The 17,562-nt window shown below is 68.5% G+C and carries 15 protein-coding genes; 13 read left to right on the forward strand and 2 right to left on the reverse strand.

Annotated features, from left to right (window positions below; genetic code table 11):
- Window positions 1–63 precede the first annotated feature (63 nt).
- Window positions 64–1,338: an alpha/beta fold hydrolase gene (locus MWM08_RS11620; RefSeq protein ID WP_244459605.1), complete on the forward strand. Its 1,275-nt coding sequence runs from the start codon at window positions 64–66 to the stop codon at window positions 1,336–1,338.
- A 151-nt stretch (window positions 1,339–1,489) separates the two neighbouring features.
- On the opposite strand, the gene MWM08_RS11625 is transcribed toward MWM08_RS11620, so the two are convergent.
- On the reverse strand, window positions 1,490–2,233 hold the full coding sequence (locus tag MWM08_RS11625) for an SDR family NAD(P)-dependent oxidoreductase (RefSeq protein ID WP_244459606.1): 744 nt from the start codon (window positions 2,231–2,233) through the stop codon (window positions 1,490–1,492).
- Window positions 2,234–2,388: 155 nt separating this feature from the next.
- On the opposite strand from MWM08_RS11625, the gene MWM08_RS11630 reads away from it, so the two are divergent.
- The 12 genes from MWM08_RS11630 to MWM08_RS11685 all read left to right on the forward strand — a co-directional run bounded on the left by MWM08_RS11630 (window position 2,389) and on the right by MWM08_RS11685 (window position 16,509).
- Window positions 2,389–3,393: a TRAP transporter substrate-binding protein gene (locus MWM08_RS11630; RefSeq protein ID WP_244459607.1), complete on the forward strand. Its 1,005-nt coding sequence runs from the start codon at window positions 2,389–2,391 to the stop codon at window positions 3,391–3,393.
- Window positions 3,394–3,460: 67 nt separating this feature from the next.
- On the forward strand, window positions 3,461–3,961 hold the full coding sequence (locus tag MWM08_RS11635; RefSeq protein ID WP_244459608.1) for a TRAP transporter small permease: 501 nt from the start codon (window positions 3,461–3,463) through the stop codon (window positions 3,959–3,961).
- Window positions 3,961–5,280 (forward strand): TRAP transporter large permease, encoded by a 1,320-nt coding sequence (locus tag MWM08_RS11640; RefSeq protein ID WP_244459609.1) that lies wholly within the window; start codon window positions 3,961–3,963, stop codon window positions 5,278–5,280. The genes MWM08_RS11635 and MWM08_RS11640 overlap by 1 nt, the downstream gene beginning before the upstream one ends.
- 118 nt (window positions 5,281–5,398) lie before the next feature.
- The gene (locus MWM08_RS11645) at window positions 5,399–6,748 is read left to right on the forward strand and encodes a glycosyltransferase family 4 protein (RefSeq protein ID WP_244459610.1); all 1,350 of its coding nucleotides are present in this window, start codon (window positions 5,399–5,401) and stop codon (window positions 6,746–6,748) included.
- A 36-nt stretch (window positions 6,749–6,784) separates the two neighbouring features.
- Window positions 6,785–8,977 carry a glycosyltransferase family 4 protein gene (locus MWM08_RS11650; protein WP_244459611.1) on the forward strand — a complete coding sequence of 731 codons (2,193 nt, stop codon included), beginning with the start codon at window positions 6,785–6,787 and terminating at the stop codon, window positions 8,975–8,977.
- Between the two features lie 86 nt (window positions 8,978–9,063).
- Window positions 9,064–10,275, forward strand: coding sequence for an ABC transporter substrate-binding protein (locus MWM08_RS11655; protein WP_244459612.1), 1,212 nt, complete (start codon window positions 9,064–9,066; stop codon window positions 10,273–10,275).
- Between the two features lie 35 nt (window positions 10,276–10,310).
- Window positions 10,311–11,153, forward strand: a complete 843-nt coding sequence (locus MWM08_RS11660) for a branched-chain amino acid ABC transporter permease (RefSeq protein ID WP_244459613.1) — start codon at window positions 10,311–10,313, stop codon at window positions 11,151–11,153.
- On the forward strand, window positions 11,150–12,094 hold the full coding sequence (locus tag MWM08_RS11665) for a branched-chain amino acid ABC transporter permease (RefSeq protein WP_244459614.1): 945 nt from the start codon (window positions 11,150–11,152) through the stop codon (window positions 12,092–12,094). Before MWM08_RS11660 ends, MWM08_RS11665 begins: the two co-directional genes overlap by 4 nt.
- Complete coding sequence (locus MWM08_RS11670) at window positions 12,091–12,858, forward strand: ABC transporter ATP-binding protein (RefSeq protein ID WP_244459615.1); 768 nt, start codon at window positions 12,091–12,093, stop codon at window positions 12,856–12,858. Before MWM08_RS11665 ends, MWM08_RS11670 begins: the two co-directional genes overlap by 4 nt.
- Window positions 12,851–13,552, forward strand: a complete 702-nt coding sequence (locus tag MWM08_RS11675; RefSeq protein ID WP_244459616.1) for an ABC transporter ATP-binding protein — start codon at window positions 12,851–12,853, stop codon at window positions 13,550–13,552. The genes MWM08_RS11670 and MWM08_RS11675 overlap by 8 nt, the downstream gene beginning before the upstream one ends.
- Window positions 13,552–14,142, forward strand: a complete 591-nt coding sequence (locus tag MWM08_RS11680) for a cysteine hydrolase family protein (RefSeq protein ID WP_244459617.1) — start codon at window positions 13,552–13,554, stop codon at window positions 14,140–14,142. Before MWM08_RS11675 ends, MWM08_RS11680 begins: the two co-directional genes overlap by 1 nt.
- Before the next feature lie 63 nt (window positions 14,143–14,205).
- The gene (locus MWM08_RS11685; RefSeq protein WP_244459618.1) at window positions 14,206–16,509 is read left to right on the forward strand and encodes a xanthine dehydrogenase family protein molybdopterin-binding subunit; all 2,304 of its coding nucleotides are present in this window, start codon (window positions 14,206–14,208) and stop codon (window positions 16,507–16,509) included.
- Window positions 16,510–16,608: 99 nt separating this feature from the next.
- On the opposite strand, the gene MWM08_RS11690 is transcribed toward MWM08_RS11685, so the two are convergent.
- Window positions 16,609–17,562 (reverse strand): Bug family tripartite tricarboxylate transporter substrate binding protein, encoded by a 954-nt coding sequence (locus tag MWM08_RS11690; protein WP_244459619.1) that lies wholly within the window; start codon window positions 17,560–17,562, stop codon window positions 16,609–16,611.

Below are 17,562 nucleotides of genomic sequence, written 5' to 3' on the forward strand. Positions count from 1 at the left end.
CCGCAATGTGCGCGGGCGCTGCGATGCTGGCAACGCCGGTTGCCGGGGCAGGGGGCTGCCGGCATGATTCGTCCCGTCTGCACCAGGGAGGAACACATGGCGGGGTGGCCGGAGGGCGAGGCGTGGTCGGCATTCGTCGCGCGCTGGCAGGCCGCCTGCGCGGGGGATGCCGTGCTGGCGGAATGGCGTGCGGGTGCTGCGACGCGCTTCGCCATCGTCAGCGGCGATGCGCGCGCGGAATTCGCCTTCGGCGATGCACCCGCCGCAGCCGACTTCGCCCTGGAAGCACCGCCGCATGTCTGGGCGCTGCACCTGCTACCCATCCCGCCGCGCCACCACCACGCGATCTTCGCGATGCGCCACCGCGTGCCGGAATTCCGCGTCATCGGGGAGGAGATCGCCTTCCTGCGCCACTGCCACTTGACGCGCCGCGTGCTCGAGATCGGCCGCTGGCTGGTGCTGCATGGCGACGGCCCGGTGCCTGCCTTCCCACGCCCCGTGTTGCCGCTGTCGCCAGCACCTGACGTCGCTGGCCGCTACCTGGTCGTCAGCGCGGATGGGCGCGACTGGCGGCTCTATGCTGAGTCAGCCGGGCAGGGGCGCGACATGCTCTGCCTGCACACCGCCGGCGCGGATGGGCGGCAGTTCCACGGCATCATGGCCGATCGTCGGCTGACCGAGCGCTACCGGCTGACGTCGTTCGACATGCCCTGGCACGGCAAGAGCCCACCGCCGGCCGAAGTGCCCGGCGCGTGGCGGCTGACCACGGACCGCTATGTCGACCTCATCATGGGCGTGGTCGCCGCGGCGGGGCTGAACAAGCCCGTGCTGCTCGGCGCCTCCATGTCAGGCGAGATCTGCCTGGAGATCGCGCTGCGCCATCCCGAGGCGTTCAGCGCCATCATCGCCTGCGAGGCCTGCGACCATGTGCCTGGCCGGCGCACCCCCTGGTCCGCCGACCCGCGCATCAACCAGGCGATCTTCGCGCCCGAATGGATCCACGGGCTGATGGCGCCGCAAAGCCCCGCAGACTGCGCCGCGCAGATCTGGTGGCACTACTCGCAGGGCGGCTTCGCCACCTTCCACCGCGACATCGGATTCTACTCGGGCGAATGGGATGCGCGCGATCGTGTCCATCGCATCGACACCACGCGCTGCCCGTTGGTCATGCTCACCGGCGAGTACGATTATTCCTGTACGGCCGAGATGTCCGAAGCGACCGCGGCGAAGATCTCCGGCGCGCGCTTCACCCGCATGAACGGGATCGGCCATTTCCCCTTCGCCGAGAACCCGCCGCTGTTCCTCGACTACCTGCTGCCGGCGCTGGATGGGCTGTAGATCGGCGGCACGAGCTTCAGACTCGTGCCGAGGCCGCCACGGGTTCCCGTCAGCGTTGCTTCGCAACGCGTGCGGGGTCCCGGAATGCTATCCGCCGGTGGTCCGGCGAAAGCCAAGCCGGCGCTGCTGGCGTCCGGCGCCTGAGGGCTCGTCAATACGTCCCGCGCCCACCCGAGATGTCGAACACCGCGCCGGTGCTGAACGAGCAATCCTCAGAACATAGCCAGCAGGCCAGTGCTGCGATCTCCTCGATGTTGACGAAGCGGTCCATGGGAATCTTGGACCGCATCCAGGCCACCTGCTCGGGCGTCATCTGCTTGAAGATATCGGTCTCGGCCGCTGCCGGGGTAATGCAGTTCGCCAGCACGCCGGTCTTGGCCAGTTCCTTGCCGAGCGATTTGGTGAAGCCGATCAGCCCCGCCTTCGACGCGCTGTAGTGCGAGGCATTCGGATTGCCCTCCTTGCCCGCGATCGAGGCGATGTTCACCACGCGCCCATAGCCCGCCGCGATCATCACCGGCACCACGGCGCGCGAGACCATGTAGGGCGCGACCAGGTTCACCTCGATCACCCGCTTCCATTCCGCCACGGGCAGTTCCCAGGCGGGCGCATTGCCGCCGGTGATGCCGGCGTTGTTGACCAGGATATCGACGCGCCCATGCGCCGCCTGCGTCGTCGCCAGCGCGCCACCGATCGCCGCTTCATCCGTCAGGTCCAGCACATGCGCGGAGGCGCGGCCGAGCACGCGCACCGCCTCCTCCGCTGCAGGGCGGTCCATGTCCCACACCGCGACGGCGCCGCCCGATTCTACGATGCGCTTGCCGATGGCGAGGCCAATGCCGCGCGCGGCGCCGGTCACGATGGCCACGCGCCCGGCCAGGTCGATGCGGTTCATGCGTTTCCCCTTTGCATTCGTAAGTCAGTCTCGGATACCGGCGCCGCGGCGGGAAGGGGGCAGTAACCGCACGGTTCCCATGGGCGCAATTCCACCCCTATAGTCGCCGGACAGCCGGCACCAAGCCGGCGCTGAGATGAGGGAGAGTCCGTTCCATGAACCGTAGGCAATTGCTCGGCGGCGTCGCCGCCAGCGCGGCTCTGCTGGCCAGCCCCCATGTGGCGCGCGCGCAGCAGGCCATCACCCTGAACGGCGCGGTGCAGTTCAACGACGACCACGTCTTCACCCGCGCCCTTGTGCGCTTCGAGGAACTGGTGAAGCAGTACTACACCGCGTCCCCGGTGAATTTCGTGCTGCACAAGAACTCTAGCCTGGGCCTCGAGAAGCAGTATTTCGAGTACATGTCGGCCGGGCGCGGCGCCGTGGACTACGGCATCGTCTCGCCCGCGCACATGTCGACCTTCTCGCGCGCCGCGCCCTTCGTGGATGCGCCCTTCCTGTTCCGCGACCTCGCGCATTGGAACACCGTGCTCGACCAGGACCTGTTCGCGCCGGTCGCACAGGAAGTGGAACGCCGTGCCCGCGTGGCGCTGATCGGCTATGCCGGCGGCGGCGTGCGCAACATCTTTGCCAACAAGCGCGTGACCAACATGGCCGAGCTGCGCGGCCTCAAGGTGCGCGTGCAGGGCGCGCCGATCTGGTCGCGCACCTTCCAGGCGGCCGGGATGTCGCCCTCGGTCATCGCCTACAACGAGGTTTACAACGGCATCCAGAACAACGTCATCGAGGCCGGCGAGAACGAGGCCGCGGGCGTTGAGGCGATGCGCTTCTACGAAGTCGCGCCGAACCTCATCATGACGCAGCACGCCATCACCATTCGCCCGATCTGCTTCTCGACCCAGACGCTCTCGCGCCTGCCCGCGCCGCTGCAGGAAGCGGTCAAGCGCGCCGGGCGCGAGGCCGGCGTGTTCGGTCGGCAGGCCGAGAGCACGGAGGACGGCCAGAAGGTCGAGGCGCTCGAACGCGCCGGACGCCTGCGGCGTGTTGAATTCACCGAACGCGCCGCGCTGAAGCGCGCGGTGGATCCGGTGATGATCGCCTATGCGCGGGAAGTGGATGCCGAGGGCATCTACACCCGCATCAACGCCATCAGCGCCTGACCCGCGCCCGGCCGGCGGCACGCATGCCGCCGGCCGACTCATCCCTGCGCCACATCCGGAGCTTTCCATGCCCCTGCGCGGCCTGGTGCGACGGGTGGCCGACGCCTATGCGCGGCTGCTCTCGACGTTGCTTGCCATCTCGGTCCTCATCCTGGTGTTTCCGGTCACGCTGCAAGTGGTCTCGCGCCAGACCTCGCTGCTGCCGCATTACATCTGGACCGAGGAGATGGCCCGCTTCCTGCTCGTCTGGACCATCATGATCGGCGCCATCGTCGGCCAGCGCGAGGGCATCCATTTCATCGTGGATCTCTGGCCACGGCTGACAGGACGCTTCCGCGCCTTCATGGACCTGGTCTCGGGCGTGTTCGTGCTGAGCTTCGGCGCGGTCTTCCTGTGGTTCGGGATCGAGTTCGTGGACTTCGCGTGGTTCCGCATCAGCGAATTGGCGGAACTCCCGCTGTGGCTGATCCACCTGGCCTGGCCGATCCTGGGCTTTTCCTGGCTCATCTTCGGGGGCGAGAAATTCGTGGCCGACCTGCGCGTGCTGATCCATGGGGAAGCGGCCTGATGGGTGGCAATGTCCTCGAGCCCGGCCAGGCGGCTTGGATCCTGTTCGGCGTGTTCTTCACGCTGCTGGCGCTGCGCGTGCCGGTTGCGGTGGCGCTTGGCCTCGCGTGCCTGCCAGTGATGGCACTCGAGCCCCGCCTGGGGCCGATGACGCTGATGCAGGAGACGTTCAACGCCTATAACTCCTTCATCCTGCTGGCGGTGCCCTTCTTCCTGCTGACCGCGAACCTGATGAATGTGGGCGGCATCACCGATAGGCTCATGCGCCTGTCGCGCACCATGGTCGGGCATTTCCCGGGCGGGCTGGCGCAGATCAACGTGGTGCTGTCGTTCTTCTTCGCGGGCATCTCCGGATCCTCGACTGCAGACGCAGCGTCGCAATCCAAGATCTTCATCGAGGCCCAGCGCAAGGAAGGCTACGACGACAGCTTCTCGGTCGCGATCACCGCAGTCTCGGCGGTGTTGGCCGTCATCATCCCGCCCTCGATCCTGATGATCGTCTGGGGCGGCGTGCTGACCACCTCGATCGGCGCACTGTTCCTCGCCGGCATCATACCGGGCGCGCTGATCGCCGGCGTCCAGATGGCGACGGTGCACGCCTATGCGAAGCGCCGCGGCTACCCGACCTATCCGAAGGCCGCCTGGGGCGAGTTCGCGCGCGCCATCTTCGTCGCCGGCCCCGCGCTGATGACGCCGCTGATCATCATCGGCGGCAAGGTCTTCGGCTGGTTCACCGCGACCGAGAGCGCGTGCATCGCCGTGCTCTATGCCGGCGCGCTATCGCTGTTCGTCTATCGCGAGATGGGACTGCGCGAATTCTGGGGTGCGCTGGGCGAGACCGGGCGCCTCGCTGCCGTTACGCTGTTCTGCGTCGGCACCGCATCCGCCTTTGGCTGGCTGCTGGCCTATTACAAGATACCCGAGGCGATCCTCACCGGCGTCTCGGCCTGGGGCATGGGGAAGATCGCGACGGGCTTTTTCGTGGCGGCGGTGTTCCTGGTGGTGGGCTGCTTCCTCGATGCGATCCCCTCCATCATCATCGTCGGCGCCATCCTTCAGCCGCTGACGGCGGCGGTCGGCATCGACCCGGTACACTTTGCGATGATCGGCATCATCAGCCTCGCCTTCGGACTGGTCACGCCACCCTATGGGCTCTGCCTGATGATCGCCTGCCACGTGGCCGGGATGCGGATGATGGACGCGCTCAAGGACACATTCATCATGCTGATCCCGATGTTTGTGGTGCTGGTGCTGGTGATCATGTGGCCGGAGGTAACGCTGTTCCTGCCGCGGCTGGTATCGCCGGAATTCCTCGACTGACGCCGGTGGTTGCGGGGCGCAGGGTTGCTTGACCTCGCGCCGGCCACGCCTCAGGTTGCCGCGCCAAGGCGCCACGATCCGGCGCGGACTGCCTCGCCTGGAACGGACTACGCCGCTGATGCCCTCCGACCGTTCGCCGCGCATCTTCATCGATGGCTACAACCTGGCCCTCGAACAGGGGACGGGTGTGGCGACCTATGCGCGAAATCTGTCCTTCTGCCTGCGCGACATGGGTGCCGAGGTCGGCGTGTTGTACGGCACCAGGACCTCGACCATCAGCACGAATTCACTGATCCGCGAGATCGCCTTCTTCGACCCGCGCGTGGGTCAGCCGTCCAAGATCACCCAGGCCGCGGGCGCGATGCGCCGTGCGCTCAGCAGCCCCTTCGGCGAGATCGCGACCCAGGTGCCCATCACCGGGCGCGTCGTGCGCGACACCTTCAAGTCCCGCCTGCCGCATTTCGACCATGTCTGGAACGTGCAGAACCTGTTCGAGATGCAGCGGCTGCACTTCAAGCTCTATCGCAACCGCATGAACGTGTATTTCCGGCAGGCGCCGCAGATCATGCACTGGACCTATCCGCTGGCGATCAAGGTGCGCGGTGCAAAGAACGTCTACACCATGCACGATTTGGTGCCGTTGCGCCTGCCCTACACCACGCTCGACAACAAGCGCATTTACTTCCGCCTCACGCAGCAGCTGGCGCGCCGCAGCGACCACATCATCACCGTCAGCGAGGCCTCCAAGCGCGACATCGTCAGCCTGCTCGGCGTGCCCGAGGAGAAGGTCTCGAATACCTACCAGGCGGTCGACATCCCGGCGCCCTACGCCCAGAAGCCCCTGACGGATGTGAAATCCGAGATCGAGGGCACCTTCGGCCTCACCTATCAGAAGTACTTCCTGTTCTTCGGCGCCATCGAACCGAAGAAGAACGTCGGCCGCATGATCGAGGCCTACCTCGCCTCGGGCGTGCAGGATCCGCTTGTTATCGTCGGCAAGAAGGCCTGGCAGTCGAGCGAGGAGCTGCGTCTGCTGTTCGGCAACGATCATGTCCGCTACCTGTTTACGCAGGACGGCGTGACGCAGCAGCGGCATCGTGTGCAGCAACTCGACTACGCGCCGTTCCCCCTGCTCGTCAGCCTGATCCGGGGCGCGAAGGCGGTGCTGTTCCCATCCCTGTACGAAGGCTTCGGTCTGCCGGCGCTGGAGGCGATGCTGCTGGGCACGCCGGTGCTGACCTCCAACACTTCCTCGATGCCCGAGGTGGTGGGCGCTGCCGCCATGAAGGCGGACCCCTACGACGTGCGGGCCCTGGTCGAGGGGATTCGCGCGCTCGACACCGATGCCGACTTGCGCGGCCGGCTGTCACAGGCCGGGCCTGGCCAGGCCGCGCTGTTTTCACCGGAGCGCTATCGGGTGCGGCTGCGTGACGCTTATGCCAAGATGGGCGTCACCATCGACACCTGACGCCGGGCCGCGCGCCCCGGCTCCACGAGGACATGCATGGACGGGCAACGCCAGGACCCAACCCCCGATGACCGGCTCCGCCAGGCCGATGCGCTGCGCGACCAGCGCCTGTGGGATGCCGCGGCCACCGCCTATCGTCGCCACCTTGAACGGAACCCCGAGGATTGGCGCGCGCAGCTCCAGCTCGGCCACTGCCTGAAGGAATCAGGCGACCCGTCGGCAGCGCTGGTTGCCTATCGCGCGGCGGAAGCACTGGCAGCCAACAACCCCGACATCCACCTGCAGATCGGCCATGCGCTGAAGCTCACCGGCAATGCCGCGCAGGCCTGGCGGTCCTATGCTCGCGCGCTGGAGCTCGACCCGGCGAACGAGGAAGCCTCGCGCGAGGCCGCCGCCCTGTCGCGCCTCGCCTCGCCAATGGTGCTATCGCCGCCAACACCTGGCCAGGCGGTTCAGGTGGTCTTCGACACCTCCGACCTGATGGCGTATTTCCGTTCTGATCGGACGCCCACCGGCATCCAGCGCGTGCAGCTCAGCATCACTGCGCGGGCCCTGCTCGACCCGATCGAAGGCGTGGCTACGGTTGCGGTCGCCTTCGATACCGCCTCGGGCGGGTGGCGCGAGATCAGACGCGACCTGTTCCTGCGCCTATGGCGTCTGTCGCGGATCGGCGGCGACCCGCTGGCGCCGGACTGGGCAGAGGCGATTGCCACGCTCGAGGCGGCGCTGCAGGGCGGCGAAGAGTTCGCCTTCGCGCCGGGGGCAAGCCTGGTGAACCTCGGCACATCCTGGTGGATCCCGGACTACTTTCTGCGGGTGCGCAACGCCGCGCGGCTCTACGGCGTACGCTACGTGCCGCTGATCTACGACTGCATTCCGCTGGTTGCACCCGAACACTGCCAGCAGCTGCTGGTCGAACAATTCGCGGACTGGTTCTCTGGCATGGTCGCGCTCTCGGATTCCGCTCTCGCCATCTCGGAATGGTCGGCCGCCGATGCCCGCCGCCTGGCGCGCGAAGTGGCCCCGCAGCGCCAATTCGACGTGACCGTGGTGCGCCTCGACGCGGATCTGCGGCGCGAGTTGGGACCGACGACCCAGCATGACTGGCCGGAGCGCCCCGACCTGCCGGCCGCGCACGAGCCCTTCGTGCTGTGCGTCGGTACGATCGAGAGCCGCAAGAACCATCTGATGCTATTCCACGCTTGGCTAACGCTGCTGCGCAAGCACGGCGCCGCACGCGTGCCGCGCCTGGTGTGCATCGGGAAGGCCGGCTGGCTGGCCGAGGCGGCAATGACGCTGTGGCAGCGATCGCCAGCGCTGCAGGCCAAGGTCTCGATCGCGCATGGAGTGCCCGACGTGGCGCTCGCCGCGCTGTATGATCGCGCGATGTTCACCGTCACGAACAGTTTCTACGAGGGCTGGGGCCTGCCGGTCACCGAAAGCCTGTCCTTCGGCCGCGTGCCGCTGGTCGCGCGCAACACGTCGCTGACCGAGGCCGGCGGAGATGCTGCCGTCTACTTCGAGTCGATGAACGAGCCCGACCTGGTGGCACAGCTCGAGATGTTGATCTTCGACACGGCGGAACGCGAGCGCCGCGAAGCGAACATCGCCACTTCCGCGCGCCTGCGCAGCTGGGGCGATGTCGCGGACCAGGTCATGCGCGAGGTCGCCGCGCATGCCGGCAAGCCCGCCTCGACGCAGCGCATGGCGCTGGTCCCCGGCGAGACCTATGCCCTGGGCCTGCAGGGCGGGGGCCAGCCAAGCCGGGCCAAGGCCGTCAGCGACCTGATGCGCGACGGGCTGAACTGGTGCGCGCGCGAGCATTGGGGCGTCTGGACGCGCCCCGGTGTGGCGCGATTGCGGTTGACGCTGCCCGAGGACGCGCCGATTGGGCCGGTGCGCGTCTATCTCGGGCTGCTTGGCCCGGCTTCGGCTGTCACGGTCGGTCTGCGCGCCTTCGGTGTGAATGCCGCGCCGCCGGCCTTCGTGAGTGTCGCACTCACGGCCTATGCGCCGCAGACCTGTGTGATCGAGGTCGCGGAGCCTGGCCGCGAGATCCTGGTCGAGATCGATGGCGGCAAGGGGGTCGCGCTCGGTACGCCCGAGCGGCCTGATAGCCGCATCGCCGGGGCCGGCGTGACCTGCGCGATGATCTGCGCGGTGGACGACATCGCGGCCAGGGTCGATTTCCTGGAACGCCATGCATTCCGCGTTCTCCGTCCGGAATAGTCCACGCCTTGCGTCGGGGCCGTCCAGGCGCCAGAACGCGGCATCGATACCGCCCGGCTCAGGGCGGCCATAATGGGAGCAGGATCATGTCGACGAACAGGATCGCGCGGCGCAGCCTGATGCTCGGCGGCGCCGGCGTGCTTGGCGCGCCACTCGTGGCAGGCGCTCAGGCGCCCGCGGTGAAGCTGGGCATCCTCCAGCCGGTCACCGGCGCTTTATCGCAGGATGGCGAATACGGGCGTCTCGGCGCCGAACTCGCAATCGCCGAGATCAACGCCGGCGGCGGCATCCGCGCCTTGGGCGGTGCGCGCATCGAGACGGTGTTCGGAGATGCGCGGTCGAACCCCGAGGGTGGCGTCGCCGAGGTCGAGAAGATGCAGGCCGAGGGCGTCACCGCCATCGTCGGCGGCTTCGCCAGCCCGATCTGCCTCGCGGCCTCGCAGGCGGCGTCGCGCTACGATCTCCCCTATGTGGTCGATGTCGGCGTGTCCGACCAGATCGTCAGCCGCGGCCTCAGCAACACCTTCCGCTTCGGCCCCGGCTTCGGCGTGGTGACGCAGACCGCGCTCGACAACCTGGTTGCGCTGAACGACGCGGCGGGCAAGCCGTCGCGCACCGTGGTGATCGTGCATGAGGACGGGCTGTTCGGCTCGGGCATGGCGCGGCTGCTGAACACCGAACTCCCCAAGCGCGGCTTCGAGGTGCTCGAGACCATCGCCCACCCGACCCCGGCGCGCGACATGAACAACGTCGCGCTGCGCATCCGGTCGCTGCGGCCGGACCTGGTGATCCCGTCGTCGTACTATGCGGAATTCGTGCTGCTCAGTCGCACCATGCAGCAGCAGCGCATCCGCCCGAAGGGCATCTACTGCGTGCTGAATGGTGCTGCGTCCAACTATCGCTTCGTGCGCGAATTCCCCGATGCGGCGAACCTGGTGATGGACTGCAACCACTGGCCCGACCCGCGCAAGCCGCGCACCGCGGAATTGCGCCGCGCTGTCGAGGCGCAGAACCGCTTCTGGCTGTATAACGTGCCGTTGAACTACTCCGCGGTGATGCTCGTGGCCGATGCGCTGGAGCGCGCCGGGCGCAACGACCGCGCCGCGCTGACCACCGCGCTGGCCGCGACCGATGGCGCCTTCACGAAGCACATCATGCCCTATGGCCCGACGCGCTTCGTCAATGGCCAGAACCAGGCTGGCGCACCGGTCAACACGCAGGTGCAGGGCGGCGACATCAAGGTGATCTTCCCCCGCGATTTCGCCGACGCGCAGCCCGTTTATCCCGTCACTGGCTGAGCGTGGGCTTCCCGCCGGACATCATCCTGGAGGCCGTGCTGAACGGCCTCCTGACTGGGGCCGTCTATGGGCTGGTGGCGCTCGGCCTCACGCTGGTCTACGGCGTGCTGCATATCATCAACTTCGCTCATGGCGCGCTGCTGACGGCGGCAATGTATGCCGCCTATGTGGCGCGCGCGTCCTTCGGCGTGGACCCCTATGTCGCGGCGTTGCCCCTGGCCGCGCTGTTCTTCGGCGTGGGGTACCTGGTGCAGCGCCTGGTGATCGGCCCGGCCAGCCGGGGCAAGGACGAGAACATTCTGCTGGTGACGCTCGGCCTGTCCATCATCATCGAGAACTTGATGCTGGCGGTGTTCCGATCCGACACGCGCAGCATCGACGTGCCCTATGCGATGGAGGTTATCGAGTTCGGCCCGGCGCTGCTGTCCTACCCGCGCGTCATCGGCTTCGGCGCGACCATCCTGGTGGGCATCGCGCTGTTCGTGCTGATGCGCTTCACCGCGACCGGCAAGGCGATCCGCGCGGTGGCGAAGGAACGCACCGGGGCGGCGCTGGTGGGCATCGACGTCGCGCATATCTACGCCGTGACCTTCGGGATCGGCACCGCGTGCCTGGCGATCTCGGCGGCGCTGCTGCTGCCGTCGTTCTATGTCTCGCCGCGGGTGGGCAATGCCTTCGTGCTGGTGGCCTTCACCATCGTGGTGCTGGGCGGCATGGGGTCGGTGGTGGGCGCGCTGGTCGGCGGGCTGGTGATCGGCGTGGTGGAGAGCCTGAGCGGCCTGTATCTCGGTGAGAGCCTGGGCCAGATCGGCATCTTCCTGATCTTCATCCTGGTGCTACTGGTGCGCCCCACGGGCCTGTTCGGGGCGCGGGCATGACCGGTCGGGACCTGCTGCCGATCGCCGTCTTCGCGCTGCTGGCGGCCTGCGTGCCGCTGTTCGTCACCAGCAACGTGGTGCTGAACTTCCTGGTCTTCACGCTGATCATCGCGCTGGCCGCGCAGGGGTGGAACCTGCTCGGTGGCTATGGCGGGCAGTATTCCTTCGGCCATGCGGCTTTCTTCGGCACGGGGGCGTATCTCACGGCGATCCTGCAGGTGCGCTATGGGATGAACGCCTATCCGGCCTTCGCGGCCGGCATCGCGCTGGCGGCGCTGGTCGGGCTGGCGATCGGCTTCATGGCGTTCCGATCCGGGCTGCGCGGGTCGTATTTCGCGCTGGTGACGCTGGCCTTCGCCGAAGTGTTCCGCGTGCTGGCGAATGCCTCGGAGGTCACCGGCGGCGCGGCCGGCATCCTGATCCGCCTGCGCGCCGACCCGATGAATTTCCAGTTTGCCGAACGCGGAACCTTCCTGTGGGTCGCGGCGGCGCTGGTGACGCTCGCGCTGCTCGCCACGCTTGCGCTGGAACGCTCCCGCCTCGGCGCGCAGCTGGTCGCGGTGCGGGAGAACGAAGCCGCGGCCCAGGCGCTCGGCGTCGACGTGCTGGCGGTCAAGCTGCGTGCCATCGTGTTGTCTGCGGGCATGACGGGGGCGGCGGGCGGGCTCTACGCGCAGTACTTCCTCTACCTCGACGCGCAGATTGCCTACGGCACCTGGATCTCGGTCGAGGCGCTGCTCGCGCCCATCGTCGGCGGTGCCGGCACGGTCTTCGGCCCGCTGCTCGGCGCCGTGATCCTGCACGGGCTGGCGGAGGCGACCAAGACCATCGCCGGGCGCATCCCGGGCATCGACCTGGTGGTCTTCGGAATCGTGCTGATCCTGGTCGTGCGCTTCCCGCCGCGCGACATCCCCGGCCTGCTGAAGCGGTGGCGGCGATGACCGGCACCGGCCCCGACCCCGCCTTCCTGGCCGTGCGCGGCATCACCAAGCGCTTCGGCGGGTTGGTCGCGGTGAACGACGCGACGCTGGACGTCGCGGAGGGCTCCATCACCGGCCTGATCGGCCCGAACGGCGCAGGCAAGACCACGCTGTTTGCCGTGGTGGCGGGCTTCGAGACGCCGACCTCGGGCCTGGTGATGCTGGAAGGCGAAGACATCACCGGCCGCAAGCCGCACGACCTGGCGCGTATGGGCCTCGCGCGCACCTTCCAGATCGTGCAGCCCTTCGCCGGGCTGTCGGTGCGCGAGAACATCGCCGTCGGCGCCTTCCTGCGCGAAAGCCGGCGCGCCGCCGCTCTGGCTGTCGCTGAACAGGTCGCGGCGCAGGTCGGCTTGACGGACCAGCTCGACAAGCCCGCCGCCGCGTTGACGGTGGCCGGGCGCAAGCGCCTGGAAGTGGCGCGCGCGCTGGCCACGCGCCCGAAGCTGGTGCTGCTCGATGAAGTGCTGGCGGGTCTGAACCCCTCCGAGGTCCGCGACATCGTCCCCGTAGTCCGCGCGATCCGCGACTCAGGCGTGACCGTGCTGATGATCGAACACGTTATGCAGGCCGTGATGAACCTGTGCGAGCGCGTGCACGTCCTGGCACAGGGACGCATCATCTGCTCCGGCACGCCAGCGGAAGTGGTCGCCGCGCCGCAGGTGATCGAGGCCTATCTCGGCCACGGCGCGGCCGCGCGGCTGCAGGGCGGCGCCCATGCTTGAGATCCGCGGCCTCGAGGCCGGCTACGGCCTGGTCACCGTGCTGCGCGGCGTGGACCTGTCCGTCCCCGCCGGACGCATCGTGGCGGTGCTGGGTGCGAATGGCGCTGGCAAGACCACGCTGAACATGACCATCAGCGGCCTGGTGAAGGCGCGCGCCGGGTCCATCACCTTCGAGGGGCAGCGCATCGACGGGCTCTCGCCGCCCGCCATCGCCGCGGCCGGGCTCGTGCATGTGCCGGAAGGCCGCAAGATCTTCCCGAACCTGAGCGTGCGGGAAAACCTCGACCTCGGCGCCTATCGCCGCGCGGGTGCCAACCGCGCGCGCAACATGGACCGCGTCTTCGACACCTTCCCGCGCCTGCGCGAACGTGCGCGGCAATTCGCCGGCACGCTCTCTGGCGGGGAACAGCAGATGCTGGCGATCGGCCGGGGCATGATGGCGGAACCGCGGCTGCTGATCCTCGACGAGCCCTCGCTCGGCCTCTCGCCGCTGCTGGTCGAGGAGATGTTCGCGCTGATCCGCCGCCTGCACGCCGATGGCCTGGCGATCATGCTGGTCGAGCAGAACGTGGCGCAGAGCCTCGATGTCGCGGATGACGCGCATGTTCTCGAGAACGGCGCCTTCGCCATCAGCGGCACGGCGGCGCAGGTGCGCGCCGACCCGCATCTGCAACGCACCTATCTGGGCCTGTGATGCACGACACCACCGCGCTGCTGCTGTGCGACCTGCAGAACGACTTCATCCATCCGGAGGGCGCCTATGGCCGTGCCGGCCAATCCGCACCGGCCATCGCCGCGCTGCCGGCGCGCCTGAAGCCGCTGGCCGATGCGCTGCGAGCGAAAGGCGGCTGGATCGTCTCCACGCATTTCACGCTGGTGCCGGGGAAGGGGGGCGAGCCCTTCATCGCCGACCACCTGCGCCAGATGCGCCCCTTCCTCGGCAAGGGCGATTTCGCGCCGGGATCCTGGGGTCATGCGTTGGTGGATGACCTCGCGCCGTCGGACCTGGCGGTGGAGAAGCTCGGCTACGACGCCTTCTGGAACAGCCGGCTGGAATGGGTGCTGCGGCGCGCCGGCGTGACGCGCCTGCAGGTCGCGGGCATCGTGACCAATGGCGGCGTCGCCTCCACCGTGCGCGGCGCGCACGTGCGGGAATTCGACGTGACGCTGCTGGAAGACGGCTGTGCCGCCTTCGCGCCGGCGATCCACGACGCCGCCGTCGAGGGCCTGCGCCCCGTCGCAGCGGTCACCACCGTCGCGGATGCGCTCGCCGCGCTGAGCTGACCCCCTGGACAAGGCGGCGTCGCCTGTCATCTATCGGGCGCTTTTACTCTCGGGACCAGCACCATGGACAAGTTCGGCATCGGCCAGCCCGTGCGGCGGAAGGAAGACCTGCGCCTGCTGACCGGGCGCGGCACCTACACCGACGACATCGACAAGCCCGGCCAGGCCCATGCCGCCATCCTGCGCTCGCCACACGCCCATGCGCGCATCGTCTCGATGGATGTGACGGAGGCGCTGGCTGCGCCCGGCGTGCTGGCGGTGCTGACCGGCCATGACGCGGATGCCGACGGGATCGGCCTGCTGCCCGTGCATGTCGACGTGCCTGGCAAGGACAAGCCGCTGTTCTGCCCGCCGCGGCGCATCCTGCAGACCGACCGTGTGCGCTACGTCGGCGACCCCGTCGCGCTGGTGGTGGCGGAGACCCGCGAACAGGCGCTGGATGCCTGCGAACTCATCGCCATCGACTATGACATCCTGCCCAGCATCACCGAGACCGCCCGCGCACTCGATCCCGACGCGCCGGTGATCTGGGAGCAGAACGGCAGCAACCTCTGTGTCCACTGGGACAGCGGCCGTGCGGAGCAGGCCGACGCCGCCTTCGCCACAGCGCATCGCACCGTCAGCGTGGAACTCGTGCAGAACCGCCTGGTCGGCAATCCGATGGAACCGCGCGTCGCGATTGGCGAATGGGACGGCGAACGCTGGACGCTCACCTCGCCGACGCAAGGCGTGATCAAGGTCCGAGAGTCCCTCGCGAAATACGCCTTCAAGGTGCCGCTCGAAAAGGTCCGCGTGATCTCCCCTGATGTCGGCGGCGGCTTCGGCTTGCGTGGCAAGCTGTTTCCGGAATCCGCGATGGTGCTCTGGGCCGCGCAGCGCCTCGGCCGGCCGGTGAAGTGGCGGGCCGGGCGCACCGAGACCTTCCTGTCCGACCCTCACGGCCGCGACCACGTCACCCAGGCTGACATGGCCTTCGATGCGAATGCGAAGATGACCGGCGTGCGCATCCGCACCACCGCGGCGATGGGCGCCTATCTGCTGGATTTCGGCCCACGCATCCCGACACTCGCGGGCGGGCGCATCAACGGCACGGTCTATGACATCCAGGCGCTGAACGTGCAGGTGCGCTGCGTCTTCACCAACACGGTATCCACCGACGCCTATCGCGGCGCGGGACGGCCGGAGACGGCCTATGTGCTGGAACGCCTGCTCGACCAGGGGGCCATCGCCTTCGGCATCGGGCGCGACGAGATCCGCCGGCGCAACTACGTGAAGCCCGAACAGATCCCCTACGCGAATGCCGCCGGCAACGTGATCGATTCCGGTCGCTTCGAGGAGACGCAGGAGATGGCCCTGCGCCTGGCCGACTGGTCAGGCTTCCAGCAGCGCCGCGCGGATGCCGCCGCACGCGGCAGGAAGCGCGGCATCGGGCTGGGCTATTTCATCGAGGCCTCCGGCGGCCAGCCCTTCGAATGGGCGCGCGTGGCCCTCACGCCCGAGGGCCGCGCGAAGCTGACTGTCGGCACATTCAGCCACGGCCAGGGCCACGAGACCGCCTATGCGCAGGTGCTGAGCGAGAAGCTCGGCATCCCCTACGACAGCATCGACCTGATCCAGGGCGATACGGAGGTCGTGCAGAAGGGTGCCGGCACGGGTGGATCGCGGTCGTCGCAAATGGGCGGCGTGGCGATCAGCCGCACCGCGACCCTTGTGCTGGACAAGGCCAGGCGCATCGCGGCCCATCTGCTGGAAGCCGGCGTGGCCGACATCGAATTCGCCGATGGCCGCTTCAGCGTGGCCGGCACCGACCTCTCGGTGGACTGGCCCGCCGTAGTCGCCGCCGCGCATGACCCGGCGCGCCTGCCGGACGGCGAAGCCCCTGGCCTCGACGAGAACCTCACCTACACCCGCGACACCGAGTGCAACTTCCCGAATGGCTGCCACGTGGCCGAGGTCGAGATCGACCCCGACACCGGCGAGGTCGCGCTGGTCAACTACGCCGCGGTCGATGACGTCGGCGTGGTGATCAACCCGATGCTCGTGCACGGTCAGTGCCATGGCGGCATCATGTCCGGCATCGGCCAGGCCATGCTCGAGCACGCGCGCTACGACGACGAGAGCGGCCAGTTCCTCACCGCCACCTTCCAGGACTACTGCATGCCGCGCGCGAACGACGCGCCGGCGTTCAAGCTCGGCCTCAACATCGTGCCGAACCCGTCCAACGACCTCGGCGTGAAGGGCGCGGGGGAGGGTGGGGCCTGCGGCGCGCCGCCGGCGATCGTCTCGGCGGTGTGCGACGCGCTGGGTGTGTCGCACATCGACATGCCGCTCACGCCCGAGAGCGTCTGGCGCGCGCTCGCCCGCTAGAGCCGCCTCCGCTCGACCCGGCTTGCGGGAATGCCCCCAGCTCTCGTTCTCACGAGCGTGCTGACCGGGTCAGATGCTTCCATCCGATCGGGACCGGCTCTAGTCCACGCGCGCGCCTGAGACGCGCACCACCTCCGACCAGCGCGCGATCTCGGCGGCGACGAAGGCGGTATAGTCGGCGCGCGAAAGCGGTGGGGACTGCGCGCCGATCTCCGCGCGCCGCTGCGCCACATCCGACGCGGCCAGCGCCGCTATTGCCTCGGCATGCAGCCGGTCGGCCACCGGGGCGGGCAGGCCGGCGGGACCGGACAGCCCGAACCAGGTGGAGGCCACCAGGTCGGGGAAGCCCTGCTCCACGATGGTGGGCACGTCGGGCCAGCCGGGAACACGCTCGCGGCTCATCACCGCCAGGATGCGCACACGCTCGTTGCGCCCGGCCTCCTGCAGCGTGGTGATCATGCCTTCGATCTGGTTGGCGACGATGTCGTTGAAGGCCGGTCCACTGCCGCGATAGGGCACATGCGTCAGTTCGATATTGGCCAGGCGCTTGAACAATTCCTGGGTGACATGGCTCGACGATCCATTGCCGGGCGAGGCCACGCGCACACCGCCCGGGTCGAGCCGCGCGGTCGCAATGAAGTCTGCCACGCTGCGCTCCGGGCGTGCGGCATTGACGATCAGCACATTCGGGATCGCGGCCAGCAGCGCGATATGCGTGAAGTCGCGCATCGCATCATAGGGCAGGGCGCGATAGACGCTCGGCCCGACGCCATGGCTGGCGATGTTGGAGACCACCAGCGTGTGCCCGTCCGGCGTGCTCTTGGCGACGAAGTCGCTGCCGACCGTCCCGCCGGCGCCAGCGCGGTTTTCGACCACCACGGGCTGGCCGAGCGCCGTGCCCATGCGCTGCGCGACAAGGCGCGCCACCACGTCGGTCGCGCCGCCGGGCGGGAAGGGCACCACCAGGCGCACCGGGCGGCTCGGCGCCCAGGCTTGCGTCTGCGCGATGGCAGGTGTGGCGAACAGCGAGGCGAGAACCGAGCGGCGCTTCAT

Source organism: Roseomonas fluvialis, assembly GCF_022846615.1.
Lineage (GTDB): Bacteria > Pseudomonadota > Alphaproteobacteria > Acetobacterales > Acetobacteraceae > Neoroseomonas > Neoroseomonas fluvialis.